The sequence below is a fragment of the Streptomyces sp. NPDC031340 genome (assembly GCF_055569945.1).
The window spans coordinates 12444-25870 of the sequence record NZ_JBVIIE010000023.1 but is presented as its reverse complement, the minus strand read 5'-3'; the positions used below and the strand labels follow the sequence as shown (position 1 = coordinate 25870).

At 73.5% G+C, this 13427-nt stretch carries 9 protein-coding genes and 1 pseudogene; 8 read left to right on the top strand and 2 right to left on the bottom strand.

Translation table 11 applies throughout. The features are described from left to right. Positions 1–4: 4 nt before the first annotated feature. Positions 5–673: a hypothetical protein gene (locus ACZ5GT_RS19415; protein WP_469025352.1), complete on the bottom strand. Its 669-nt coding sequence runs from the start codon at positions 671–673 to the stop codon at positions 5–7. A gap of 134 nt (positions 674–807) precedes the next feature. Between ACZ5GT_RS19415 and ACZ5GT_RS19410 the strand changes: the two genes are divergently transcribed. Further along, complete coding sequence (locus tag ACZ5GT_RS19410) at positions 808–1563, top strand: hypothetical protein (RefSeq protein WP_469025348.1); 756 nt, start codon at positions 808–810, stop codon at positions 1561–1563. A 38-nt stretch (positions 1564–1601) separates the two neighbouring features. On the opposite strand, the gene ACZ5GT_RS19405 is transcribed toward ACZ5GT_RS19410, so the two are convergent. Continuing rightward, positions 1602–2780 carry an acyl-CoA dehydrogenase family protein gene (locus ACZ5GT_RS19405; RefSeq protein ID WP_469025342.1) on the bottom strand — a complete coding sequence of 393 codons (1179 nt, stop codon included), beginning with the start codon at positions 2778–2780 and terminating at the stop codon, positions 1602–1604. Positions 2781–2919: 139 nt separating this feature from the next. Between ACZ5GT_RS19405 and ACZ5GT_RS19400 the strand changes: the two genes are divergently transcribed. From ACZ5GT_RS19400 to ACZ5GT_RS19370, 7 genes and pseudogenes are all read left to right on the top strand, one after another. Beyond that, positions 2920–4110: a CaiB/BaiF CoA transferase family protein gene (locus tag ACZ5GT_RS19400; protein WP_469025334.1), complete on the top strand. Its 1191-nt coding sequence runs from the start codon at positions 2920–2922 to the stop codon at positions 4108–4110. A 204-nt stretch (positions 4111–4314) separates the two neighbouring features. Continuing rightward, the gene (locus ACZ5GT_RS19395; protein WP_469025331.1) at positions 4315–4980 is read left to right on the top strand and encodes a GntR family transcriptional regulator; all 666 of its coding nucleotides are present in this window, start codon (positions 4315–4317) and stop codon (positions 4978–4980) included. Positions 4981–5124: 144 nt separating this feature from the next. Next, on the top strand, positions 5125–7560 hold the full coding sequence (gene pepN / locus ACZ5GT_RS19390; RefSeq protein ID WP_469025324.1) for an aminopeptidase N: 2436 nt from the start codon (positions 5125–5127) through the stop codon (positions 7558–7560). Between the two features lie 170 nt (positions 7561–7730). Then, positions 7731–8534 (top strand): calcium-binding protein, encoded by an 804-nt coding sequence (locus ACZ5GT_RS19385; protein WP_469025318.1) that lies wholly within the window; start codon positions 7731–7733, stop codon positions 8532–8534. Positions 8535–8627: 93 nt separating this feature from the next. Further along, a pseudogene (locus tag ACZ5GT_RS19380) lies at positions 8628–8849 on the top strand (alpha-L-arabinofuranosidase); the annotation flags it as partial. A 670-nt stretch (positions 8850–9519) separates the two neighbouring features. Next, the gene (locus tag ACZ5GT_RS19375) at positions 9520–10398 is read left to right on the top strand and encodes an AfsR/SARP family transcriptional regulator (protein ID WP_469025312.1); all 879 of its coding nucleotides are present in this window, start codon (positions 9520–9522) and stop codon (positions 10396–10398) included. Between the two features lie 735 nt (positions 10399–11133). Further along, positions 11134–13305, top strand: a complete 2172-nt coding sequence (locus ACZ5GT_RS19370; protein WP_469025306.1) for a condensation domain-containing protein — start codon at positions 11134–11136, stop codon at positions 13303–13305. Positions 13306–13427: the final 122 nt, after the last annotated feature.

Here is a 13427-nt window from a genome sequence, read left to right as displayed (position 1 = left end):
CCGGTCAGGTCCCCTCGGCCTCCGCATGCCGCGCATCGGTCGTGGACCGGGTGGCCTCTTCCTCCGCGGCGGGCTTGATCGCCTGCAGCGCCGCGCGCATGACGATGCCGGCACCGGGCGACACGAGCGTCCAGTAACGGGCGAAGCGCCTGGTGGTGGCCGGGTCGGTGCAGGCCGTGCGCGCCTCGTAGGTCAGCAGGCAGCGGCGGGTGCCGTAGGGGTGCACCACCAGGGCGGCGGCGATCTTCGCCCAGCCCGGCTCCTCGAACCCCACGAAGTCGCCGGGCTCGACCCGCCGCCACTGGATGGACGGCTGCCACACCTTGCCGATGACGCCGAAGACCAGCTCCCGCCCGGGATCCTCACCCAGCCCCACCCACGGCTGCTCCCGGTCGTGCCGGTCGTCCTCGCCCGGCTCCGTGTCGAAGAGATCGGCCAGCCGCAACGAGGGCGGAGGCGGGGCGGGGTCGCCGCGCAGCCGGTCCGGCACGCCGCGGGCCCGGGCGGCCAGTTCGAACAGCGGGGAGTGGATCGTCAGCAGGTCCAGCTCGCGCGCCGCCCGATACGTCCCCGACGGCCCCGCGGCGACGGCCGTGCACTCCAGGCGGCTGAAGCGGAAGTCGGGCAGGACGCTGTCCAGCAGCAGCGGTCGTGCACCGGTGTTCGTGTCCATCGCAACCTCCTCCGGCCGACATCTCCAGTGTGGTCGGCGACCGGCTCTCCGGCGCGGCAGGCGGCCGGAGGCGGGCAACCCCGAGGGCCTCCATCCGCGTGGAGGTGGGAGAGGGGGCTGAAGGGGAGGCACGCGTGCAGTTCATCGAGGTGACGGAGCTGGCCGGGGTGCGGTCGGCGGTGATCCGGTTCGAGCGGCCGGGGACGGGGCTGGCCTTCCTGCTCTTTCCCATGATCCATCTGGCCGAGGAGGCGTTCTACCGGGAGGTGACCGCACGGCTGCGCGGCCGCTGCGACCTGGTGATCGCCGAGGGCGTCGGTGAGGGTTCGGCGGGCGCCGACGCCCTGGTGGCGTCGTACCGGCGGCTGGACGGTCACGAGCGGCTGGGGCTGGTGGCGCAGGACATCGACTTCGACGCACTCGGGGTGCCGGTGGTGTGCCCGGACATGAGCGGCGACCGGTTCCAGGAGGGCTACCGGCGGCTGCCGTGGAAGGAACGCGCGATGGTGGCCACGGTCGTCCCCGCCGTGACGGCGGGGATGCGGCTGCTGGGAACACGTCGCTGGCTCGCCCGGCACCTGGCGATGGAGGACCTGCTGAGCGAGGGCGAGGAGGCGGCGGCGGACCTCTGGCCGGGCCTGGACGACCTGGTGCTGCGTCGCCGTGACCGGCTGCTGGTCCGCTCCCTCACCGACTTCGACCGCGGCTACGCGGGACGGAGCGGCCCGTTCACCGTCGCCGTGGTCTACGGCGCCGCCCACATGCGCGCCGCGTCCGAGGCCCTGACCGCGCTTGGCTACCACGCCTCGGACGCCGAGTGGATCACCGTCTTCGCTCTGGATCCACCCGCCGGGCCCCACCCGGGTCAGCCGGGGCGGGGCCCCGCCTGACCCGGCGGAGAGAGCGGGCGCCTCCGGGAGAGGCGGGCTCAGCGGAAGGCGGCGATGCCGGTGAGGGCGTTGCCGATGACGAGGGTGTGGACCTCGCTCGTGCCTTCGTAGGTGAGGACGGACTCCAGATTGTTGGCGTGACGGATCACCGGGTACTCCAGCGTGATGCCGTTGGCGCCGAGCACAGTGCGGCACTCGCGGGCGATCCGCAGGGCCTCGCGGACGTTGTTGAGCTTGCCGAGGCTGATGCGCTCGGGGGTGATCTGCCCGGAGTCCTTCAGGCGGCCGAGCTGGAGGGCGAGCAGCATGCCCTTGCCGAGTTCGAGGCACATGTCGGCCAGCTTCTGCTGGGTGAGCTGGAAGCCGGACAGGGGGCGGTTGAACACCGTGCGGTCGGCGGCGTAGGCGAGCGCGGTCTCCAGGCAGTCGCGCGCGGCTCCCAGGGCGCCGAAGACGATGCCGAAACGGGCCTCGTTGAGGCAGCCGAGCGGGCCGGACAGGCCCCGCGCGCCGGGGAGCATCGCGTCGGCGGGCAGCCGCACGTTCTCCAGCACGAGCTCGCTGGTCACGGACGCCCGCAGGGAGACCTTGTGCTTGATGTCGTTGCGGGTGAAGCCGGGGGTGCCGGCGGGGACGAGGAAACCGCGCACGCCGTCGTCGGTACGGGCCCACACCACGGCGATGTCGGAGACCGAGCCGTTGGTGATCCACATCTTGGTGCCGTTGAGGACCCAGTCGGAGCCGTCGCGCTCGGCGCGGGTGCGCATGGCGCCCGGGTCGGAGCCGGCGTCCGGTTCGGTCAGCCCGAAGCAGCCGATGAGCCGGCCGGCGGCCATGCCGGGCAGCCACTGCTGCTTCTGCTCCTCCGAGCCGTACGCCCAGATGGCGTACATCGCCAGCGAGCCCTGCACGGACACCAGGCTGCGCAGACCGGAGTCCACAGCCTCCAGCTCCAGGCAGGCCAGGCCGTAGGAGACGGCGCTCGTCCCGGCGCAGCCGTAGCCCTCCAGGTGCATGCCGAGAACGCCCAGCTCACCCAGGGAGGCCGCGAGTTCGCGTGCGGGGATGGCGCCCTGCTCGAACCACTCGGCGACGTGCGGCCGCAGATCGCGCTCGCCCATGGCGCGCACCGTGTCGCGGATGTCCCGCTCCTCGTCGCTGAGCAAGGTGTCGATGGCGAACAGGTCGAAGGGGTGGACGGGGGAGGAAGTCGTCATCGAGGCCTCTCCTGACGGCTGACAACAGCGGGGGACTGTGGATACGATCCCATCCGATCGATTCGGATATCGGATCCTGGATCCAATTTGCAGCGTAGCCTCAGACCCGGTCGCTGCCAAGACACGAGAGGAGAGCCACATGCCGTCCGACCGCCCGCAGCCCGAGCAGGCCCTGTCCGGCATTGTCGTGGCCGACTTCGGCCGCGTGCTCGCCGCCCCGTACGTGACGATGCTGCTGGCCGACCTGGGCGCCGAGGTCATCAAGATCGAACGCCCCGGCGCCGGCGACGACACCCGTGCCTGGGGCCCGCCCTACGCCGACGGGGAGGCGACCTACTTCCTCGGCGTGAACCGCAACAAGCGCTCGGTCGCGCTGGACCTCACCGACGCACAAGGCAGGCGGGCCGCCCAGCAGATCGCCGCCCGCGCGGACGTGCTGGTGGAGAACTTCCGCCCCGGCACGATGGACCGCCTCGGCCTCGGCTACGACACCCTGCGCCCGCTCAACCCGAAGCTCGTGTACTGCTCGGTGACCGGCTTCGGCGCCGGCCGAGGCGCCGCGCTGCCCGGCTACGACCTGCTGGTGCAGGCGATGGGCGGCCTGATGAGCGTGACCGGCGAACCGGACGGCCGCCCCACCAAGGCCGGTGTCGCCCTCGTCGACGTCATCACCGGACTGCACGCCGGCATGGGCATCCTCGCCGCCCTGCGCCACCGCGAGCGCACCGGCCAGGGCCAGCGGGTGGAGGTCTCCCTGCTCACCTCACTGCTGTCGGCACTCACCAACCAGGCCTCCGCCTACGTCGCCGGCGGCGTCGTACCGCATGCCATGGGCAACCGCCACCCGTCGATCGCGCCCTACGAAGTCGTCGACGCCCAGGACCGCCCCCTGGTGCTGGCCGTGGGCAACGACCGCCAGTTCTCCGCCCTGTGCGCGGAGCTCGGCCTGCCCGAACTGGCCCAAGACCCGCGCTTCGCCACCAACCCGGCACGGGTGGCCCACCGCACCGAACTGCTCGCCGCGCTCGACGGCCCGCTGCGCAGCCGCCCCGCCGACGCGTGGTTCGAGGCCCTCACCGCCGCGGGCGTCCCCTGCGGCCCGATCAACGACCTCGCGGCGGCCTTCGCCCTCGCCGACGGCCTGGGCCTGCAGGCCCGCGTCCGCATCGACGACCCGCACCGCGACCGGCCGGTGGAGCAGGTCGCCAACCCCATCCGGCTGGACGCCACACCCGCCGCCTACCGCAGCGCACCGCCACGCCTCGGCGAGCACACCCACGAGATCCTGAGCGAACTGGGCCTCGCCGACCCGCAGGACGCCCCCGCCTAGCCCTCCCACCCCGGCGACACCGGTCCCCGCCGGGCCCGGTGCGGTCGGCCGGCCGGGCGGGGCGGGAACTCCCGCGCCGGGCCTCGGACCACGGCAGGGCGGACGTGATCTGACCCGGCACTAGGATGAACGCGCCCACCAGCCGACCGCCCACCGGCCGACCGCCCACCGACCCGCCCTTCCGCGCAGTGGAGACCCCCGCTCATGACCAGCCCCACGAACCGGCGGCGCCCGCCGACCGCCCAGCAGTTCGTGCTGGCAGAGGTGCGCCGAGCCATCACCAGCGGACAGCTGCAACCCGGCACCCCCATCCGGCAGGAAGCACTCGCCGAACAACTCGGCGTCAGCCGGCTGCCGTTGCGTGAAGCGCTGAAGGGCCTGGAAGCCGAGGGCCTGGTCGTGCACGAGGCACACCGGGGCTACTTCGTCGCCGAGCTGTCCCTCGCGGACCTGCGCGAGGTCTACCGCATCCGGCAACTCCTGGAGGCCGAAGCCGTCCGCCAGGCGGCCGCGCACCTGGACGGGCCGGCCCTCGAAGCCCTCGAAGCCGCCCAGCACGAGGTCGAACAGGCGGCCGCGGCGGGCGACGTGTCCGCCATGACCGCCGCCAACCGCCGCTTCCACTTCGCCCTCTACGAGACCGCCTGCATGCCACGACTGGCCAGGCTCATCACCACCCTCTGGGACGCCACCGACGCCTACCGCTCCCTCTACTACGGCGAGCCCGCCCACCGCGACCACGTCGTACAGGAGCACCGCACGATCCTGGACGCCCTGCGCGGCGAGGACCCCGAGCAGGCGGTACGACTCCTCGACGACCACCGCTCGCACGCCGTCGCCGCCCTGGAGACCATGCTCCACCAGGACTGACGGCCCCACGCCGGCTCCGGCGGCCGCAGGCAACCGGCTCCGGCGGCCGCAGGCAACCGGCTCCGGCGGCGGGGAAAAAGCCCGTGATCGCCGGTGCACTCCCGCGTACGCTGACGCGCGACCGTGACGAGGGAGGACGGACACATGGGGACCCGAAGCCTGACCCGTACCGAAGCCGAGCGCCGGGCGGCGTTGCTGGCGGTCGAGCGGTACGACGTGGACATCGACCTCACCGCCCTGCCCGACGGCCCCGAGGTCCGGTGCGTGTCCACCGTGACGTTCACCTGCCGGGAGCCGGGCGCGGAGACGTTCGTGGACTGCGCCGCCGAGGTGCTGAGCGCCACGCTGAACGGCACCGCGCTCACCCCCGCCGGGGACGGCCGCATCCGGCTGCCCGGTCTCGCCGCGCACAACGTGCTGCGCGTGGAGAGCGTGCAGGCCGACACGGCCACGGGTGAGGGCGTGCACCGGGCGGTGGACCCCGCGGACGGCGAGGTCTACGTGTGGATGAGCTTCGAACCGGACGAGGCCCGCTTCGTCTGGGCCTGTTTCGACCAGCCCGACCTGAAGGCCTCGCACGCCTTCACCGTCACGGCCCCGCCCGCCTGGACCGTCACCAGCAACTCCGCGGCGGCGCGTGTCGAGGAGCTGGCGGCGGCCCGCCGCTGGAGCTTCGCCGACACCCCGCCCCTGTCCGTGTACAACACGGTCGTCAACGCGGGCCCCTTCCACGAGATCCGCCGCCGGGCCGACGGCCACGACCTGGGCCTGTACGCCCGCCGCTCTCTCGCCGAGGTCCTCGACCGCGACGCCGAGGAGATCTTCACCCTCACCCGCCAGGGACTCGCCTTCTACGGCGAGGCGTTCGCGATGCCCTTCCCGCAGCGCAAGTACGACCAGGTGTTCATGCCCGAGTTCGGCGGGGCGATGGAGAACTACGGCTGCGTGACCTGGTCCGACGCGTTCCTGCGGCGGGCGGAGCCGACGCCCGCCGAACGGGAGCTGTTCGCCAAGGTGCTGCTGCACGAGATGGCGCACATGTGGTTCGGCAACATCGTCACCATGCGCTGGTGGGACGACCTCTGGCTGAACGAGGCGTTCGCCGAGTTCGCCTGCCACTGGGCCGCCGAGCGCGCCACCCGGTACACCGACGCGTGGGCCGGCCACCTGGTGGGCGACAAGCTCAAGGCGTACCTCGCCGACCAGGGCCCCGTCTCGCACCCCATCCACCAGCCCATCCACGACGTCGCCCAGGCCGCGTCGATCTTCGACAACATCACCTACCCCAAGGGCGCCTCCGTCCTCCATCAGCTCATGACGTACGTCAGCGAGGAGCGCTTCACCGCCGGCATGGCCGCCTACTTCGCCCGCCACGCCTGGGGCAACACCACGCTCCAGGATCTCGTCGAAGCGCTCGCGAAAGCCGGCGGACGCGACCTGGACGCCTGGCGCACGGCCTGGCTCGCGACGGCGGGCACCGACCGCTTCCGCCTGGAACGGGACGGTGAGAGCGTCACGCTGGTGGCCGCCGGCACCCCGCGCCCTCAGGTCATCGCGGTGGGCGCGTACAGCCGCGACGGCGCGGATCTCGAGCGCACGGCGCTGGTACGGGTCGAGGTGACGCAGCCCCGCACCCCGATCGCCGGACTGCCGCCCGCGACGGAATTCCTGCTGGCCAACGACGACGACCTCACCTTCGCCACCACCCGGCCCGACCCCGCGAGCAGGGACGCGCTCTTCCGCACGGCGGCACGGCTGCCCTCGGCCATCTCCCGGGGCGTCGCCGCCGCGACCGTCTGGGACATGCTGACGACCGGCGAGGCCACCGCGGCGGAAGCCGGACGGTGCCTCACGGCGGTGCTGACCGCCGAGACGTCCGACGCCGTGATCGAGCCGTACCTGACACTCGCCGCGGACATCGCCGAACTGTGGGCGCCGCCCGCCGAACGCGCCTCCCTGACCGCCCGGTTGGCCGCGGCCTGCCGGCACCTGGCTGAGAACCCGGGCCGCCGCCAGGTCGCGCTGCGCGGTCTGGCCCGCGCCGCCTCCGACGCGGACGACCTGGCCTGGCTGCGCATGCAGGCGGGCGACGACGTGGACCTGCTCTGGCGCGCGCTGGTCCGTGAGGCGGAACTGGGCGGCGAGGTGGCGTCCGGGTCCGCCGTCCTGCTGGAGCGCGACCCCGACCCCGACGCCTGGGTGCGCGCCCTCACGGTACGGGCGGCCGTGCCCGACCCCGCCGCGAAGGCCGAGGTCTGGCAGCGGCTCGCCGTGGACCGAGCCGTTCCGGTCAGCTCCGTCGGCCAGGTGGCGACCGCCTTCTGGCGCCCGGGCCAGGACGAGCTGCTGGCCCCCTACACCCAGCGCTACCTCGACCTGCTTCCCCAACTGCACCAGGGCGGAATGATCCCGGCGATGGTCTTCACCAGCCGCCTCTTCCCGCCGTACGCCATCGACGCCGCCTACATCGACAAGGCTCAGCGGGCGGTCCGCGACGCGGCGCCGGTCGTTCGCAACACGCTCCTGGAACGCTCGGACGCCGTGGCCCGGATGCTGCGCGCCCGCGCCGCGGCGTCGTAGCGCATCGGATCGCGGGCCTCCGGCACCCACTTCGACGCGTGGCGGCAGCGGTACAACGATCCGGCCGGTTCGGCGGTCGTACGGGATGACACATCGGTCTGCGGCACTCGCCGCCAGTTGCTGTTGCTCAACAGGTGCGGCAGCAGGGCCTGTTGTCCTGGGGAGGATTCATGATCCGCTTCGTCGCACCGTTCAGCGACAGACAAGGCACGGCGAGCCGCGGGGCCGTGGTGGGGGTCGTCGCCGTGCTGCTGGCAGGGGCCGGCGCGACGGCCGACGCCGCCGCCGACACCGCGCTCAGCGCGCCCGTGATCAGCGGGGCCACCGTCAACTCCGGGCACGACGTCATCGTGGGGATCACGCACGACGTGGTCTTCCCGGTGACGGTCACCGGATCGGACGACTCCGGCCTGGCGTTCGTCGACGTCGACCTGAAAGGACCGCACGGCGGCTTCTACACCACCGACGCGTTCTGCGAGACCGCGACCGCCTGCACGACCGTGTTCACCGTCAACGCCCACCCGGCCCCGGGCAGCGACGACCCGGTGGACCTGGCCAACGCCGACGCCGGAACCTGGTCGGTCGACGCCCTCGCCGACGCCGACGACGGTGACAGCGTCTTCGCCCCCGGCATCGGGTCGTTCGGCCTCAAGCGTGCCGCGCGGCTCACCGTCGACGCCGCACCGGAACCGGTGGCCAAGGGCGCCCGTATCACCGTCACCGGCAAGCTCGTGCGGGCCAACTGGGACACCTACCGCTATGCCGGATACGCGGGCCGGGCCGTCCAGCTGCAGTTCCGCCCGAAGGGCAGCAGCACCTACACCACCGTGTCCACCGTCCACACCAGCGGCACCGGCACCCTGCGCACCACCGTCAAGGCGGTGAAGGACGGCTACTGGCGCTGGAACTTCACCGGCAGCGCCACCACCGGCCCGGCCAAGGCCACCGGCGACTACGTCGACGTACGCCCCTGACCCGGCCGGCCACGGCCGGGCGCGCCCGGCGCCGCCCACTCCTCGATCAGCCGGACGGTACGCCCGGGCTGTTCTTCGTGCAGGTAGTGGCCGACGCCGGGCCTCGCGCTGGTCCGTGAGGTCGGCGTCACCACCGTGCGCTACCCGAGCGGAAACTTCGTCTCTGGCCACCGCTGGGAGGACAGCGTGGGCCCGCGCGAGGAGCGGCCGGCCCGGCTGGACCTGGCCTGGAGGTCCACCGAGTCCAACGAGTTCGGTCCGGCCGAGTTCACGGACCTGTGCGCCAAGACCGGCATGGAGCCGATGATGGCCGTCCTCGCTGCACGCCTACCACGAGGAGACCGACGGCGACCGTGACTCCTTCCTGGCCTCCGCCGTGGACAGACCTTGGCAGAGCGTGCAAAAACTTTCCATCTCCTTGAGAAAGGGGTGATTCCCCTCGCGTACCGTCAAGGGCCGCGGCCGCGGTGCGCGAGGGAAATCGCCCGACGCGGCCCGGAAAGTCATTGCCGTGCGGGAGGGCGGCAAATGGGTTTTGGCCGGAACCGTCCACGCGGAATCGTTTCGCCTGTGGAGAAGGCGGCCCGGACGCTGCTGCCTGTCCCGACGGCGCCTCCGGAACGGGGCGCTCGGCTGGTCGCGGCATCGATATTCCGGCGGTTTTGCCGCGCGGTTTTCCCGGTTGCCCCAGGCATGCGACTGGCTTGAAACCATCGGCTCACCGTCGCCGGGCGGGACCGCGAGCAGGGAGGATCCGGAGCGAAGGGGCATCCCATGGCGCGACCCGGCAGCATGGCGGCAGACACCGGCTCGGAGATGAACGCCAGGAGAAAACGACCTACAGGGCGTGTGTTTGGCTCGAAATCGCGTCCCATCGGGCCAATGCGGCCGGCAGGTACGGTGTTGATATGCCACGCGCGCTGTCTTTTACTCAAGACGGCAGGACATCGCTTCCGAGCGGACAGTTGTGAAACGGGGGAGACGCGTGGACATCGGCATACTGGGCCCACTCGCCGTACGGATGAACAGCGTATCCGTCACACCCACCGCGCCCAAACCGCGCCGGGTGCTGGCGCTGCTGGTCCTCAACGCCGACAGAACCGTGCCGGTCGACACCCTGGTCGAGGAACTCTGGGGACACGAACCGCCGCGCAGCGCGCGCCCCACGCTGCAGACGTACATCCTGCAGATCCGCGAGATGATCACGGCCGCGCTGGCGCACGACCCGGACGGAACGCCGCCGCGAACAGCCAAGGACGTCCTGCTGACCGTGCCCGGCGGCTACCTCCTCAACAGCGGTGGAGGCGTCCACGACGTCAGGGAGTTCGAGCGGCTGAGCGGCATGGGCTACCGGGCGATGGACGCCGAGGACTACGCCGCCGCCGCCGAGCTGCTGCGCGAGGCGCTGCGACTGTGGAACGGCCCGCCGCTGGCCGACGTCACCACCGGCCCGCACCTGAGCACCCAGGCCAAGCGGCTGGAGGAGAGCCGGCTGTGCGCCCTCGACCAGCGCATCGAGGCCGACCTGCGGCTGGGTCGGCACCGCGAACTGCTCGCCGAACTGACCGTGCTGGTCAGCCGGTATCCCGGCCACGAGAGCCTGTGCGGCCAGTACATGCTGGCCCTGTGCCGGGCGGGACGCAGAGGGGAGGCCCTGGACGCCTACCGGCGGCTGCGCACCACCCTCGTACGCACCCTCGGCCTCGAACCCTCCCCGCCGCTCGCGAAGTTGCAGCGTTCCATCCTGTGCGCCGGACCCGAACAGGCGGTGCCTGCCGCCGCCCCGCGTGTCGCGGCACCCCGCTCCGACCGGCTGACCCAGGCCCACCTCGAGCAGCGGTCCAGCGGGGCGGCGCACCCTTGAGCCCCGTCGGAGCACGGGCGAGCACGGCCGGAGCGCGGGTGGTGGTCGCCCGACCGGGACCGGGCGGCACCCCACGGCCGCCGGAGAACCGGGCTTCGCCTGCCGACGGCACCCCGCCCGCTCGCGCTGCCTCGGCCCGATCGGGGCGGACGTCTGACCGGCGGACCGGGTGGCTGCCTCCGGCCTGCCCGCCGGACGGGCTGGAACGCCTGCCGGGGCCGTGGTCCCGGCAGGTCCGCCCGGGCGGGGACTCCGGGCCCGGCCGATGCGGCGGTGGACGCTGAGGGAGACGTACACCAAGGCGTTCGGCCACGGTCCGCGCCGCAGGCTCTCCGCGCCCCTCTCCGCCCGGACGGTGCGGGGGGTCCAGCTCACCGGGGTGCCGGACGCCGCCGGGCGGGGGTGCGGTGTCCCTCCCGCGGCGGGCCGGTGCCCGGTGGGTGAGGCTCACCGCGGCGGGTCCGGCGGAGTTCACCACCGCACCGGCCCCGCCGTCGTCGTCCGGCGGAGTTCCGATGCCCTCCCGCCGGGGGGACCGGGGAAGGGGAAGGCGCCGCGCCCACGATCGGGACCGGGCGCGTCCACCGGTGCGTGAGGAGAGGCGGAGGTGGCAGGGCGGGCCCGCCGGGCCGGGACAGGAGACCGACCGGAAGCACAGCGAGACGGACAGGGGAGAGGGGGAAGGGGAGCCGCGTCCCCGCCGCCGCGGTGGACCAGGGCGCCCCTGGACATCGGATGAACACCCATCACGCGGTGCCGGGCACCGTCGTGTGCGTGGTCCACGAACCGGGCGGGTCGCCCCCGGGCTCTTCGCAGGTGTTCGGCCTGCACGGACTGCCCGTCCGCGGCCAGGCCGAACGGCTCGCCGCCCGGATCGTCGAACGCCACGGCGGCTTCTCGGTGATGCTGGACAGCCACGGCTCCGGGCGGCACACGCTGACCCTCGTGCCGCACGACCCCGACGGCGGCACCGGCCGGCTGCCCCCGGAACTCCTCGCCGACCTGATGGTGCTGCCGGCGGACGCCGAGACCGTGCCGTTGGGCGGTGCCCAGCGCGGCCTGGTGCGCGAGGCCGTGCAGAGCGACGGGGACCGCAGCCGCCATGTCGAGCAGCTGACCTGGAGGTGGACCGGCCCGCTCGACACGGCACGGTTCGTCGCCGCCTGGCAGTCCGTGGTGGAACGCGAGTCGGTGCTGCGCGCCTCCGTCGATTGGGTGGCCGCTCCACGCCTGGTGTTGCACGAGCGGGCCGCCGTGGACGTCGTACGTCACTCGCGGACCACCCTGCCCTGGCACGACCTGCTCGCCCGCGACCGGTCGCAGGGGTTCGAACTGCACCGGGCCGGACTGCTGCGGCTGACGCTGCTCGACGACTCACCGGCCGTCGGCGCCGGAGCCGGGCCGTCCACCCGGGTCCTGCTGACGTACCACCGTGCCCTGTTCGACGAGCGGGCGGTGAGCGTGCTGCTGCGCGAGTTCTACCGCGCCTATCTGGCGGGCGGGCCGCTGCCCGGCGGTGAGCGGCGGCCCGACGTACGCGACCACGCCCGGTGGCTGGCCGGGCAGAGCACCGATGCCGCCCGCGCGTTCTGGACGCGTGCCGCGCCGCCGCGGGACGCGGCGCTCAGCCCAGGGCGGCCCGGCGCGCCGACCGGGCAGAGCGGGCCCGCGCAGCTGCAGCGCCGGCTCGGGCCGGCCCGGACCCGGCGGCTGAGGGAGTGGGCGGCGGGCTGGGGCGCTGGGGAGAGCAGCGCGCTGCACCTGGTGTGGGCGCTGCTGCTGTACCGGGCCACCGGTGCGCGGGATGCGGCCCGGGTGGCCTTCGGGGTGTACCTGTCCGCGCGGGACATCGCCCTGCCGGGAGCGGCGCACGCGCCAGGACTGCCGGGCGGCTCCCTGCCGTTGACCGTCACCGTCGACCCCGCGGCGCCGGTGGGTCCGCTGGTCCGGCGGGTCCGGGACGCGGTGCTCGACATGTCGGCCTACCCGTGGGTCTCCGACGAACTGATCAGGGAGTGGACCGGGCGCGGCGAGGACGCGGACACCATGCACACCACCCTCTTCTTCGACAGCCTGCCCCATCTGTCCCAGGCCGTGCGCGGTGAGTTGGCCGCCCAGGGCATCCAGGTCGGCGTACCGCACCTGGTGGGCGGCGACACCAGCCTCGCCGTCACCCTCGTCGCCCGGCGCGACCCCGACGGCGGCCTCTGCCTCACCGCGCTGTACGACCGGCAGGTGCTGCGCGACACGGACGCGGCGCAGACGCTCGCGCAGTGCGTGCGGCTGCTGGGCGTTCTCGCGGACTTCACCGACCCGCACACCACCGTCCGGCAGGTACTGGGCGCACTGGACGGCACCCACGTGCCGCGGGCGGCGCCGCGGCCCCCGCGCACCGGCGTCACCGGCCTGACCGTGCTGCGCCGCGGGCAGCCCGGCGCGGACGTCATCTGCCTGGTGGCGGGGGCGGGCGTGGCGCCCGGCGCGTACGACCGGTTCGTACGCCGGCATGACGGCCCGGAGCGGATCGTGCAACTGCGCTGCCGGGGCGTGCCGCCCGTGCTGCCCGCCGCGCTGGCCGACGCGCTGGCCGGTGGGGGCCGGCTGCTGCTGTGCGGCTGCGGGCCGGGCGCGCTCACCGCGTACGGGCTCGCCCATACGGTGCCCGCCGTGATGGAGCCGGTCGTCGTGATGACGGGCGTGGGCGGCGCCGAGGAGAGCGCGCAGGCGCTGTCGGCGGGGCTGCGGTCGGTGACGGGGCGGCCGGGGACGACGAGGCCGGGGACGACGAGGACGGGTCCCAGCAGGACGGGTCCGAGTAGCACGGGTCCGACCACTACGGGTACGAGCACTACTGGTACGAGCACTACGGGTACGAGCAGGACGGGGACGACGAGGACGGGCCTGTAGGCCGTTCGGTGCCGGTGCCGGTGCCGGCGTCGGGGGCGGGGGCGGGGGCGGGGGCGGGGGCGGCCGGGCGCTCGGCGCACTGGCGCGGCCCGACCGGTTCTCGAGCGGTGTCCCCGACCGTG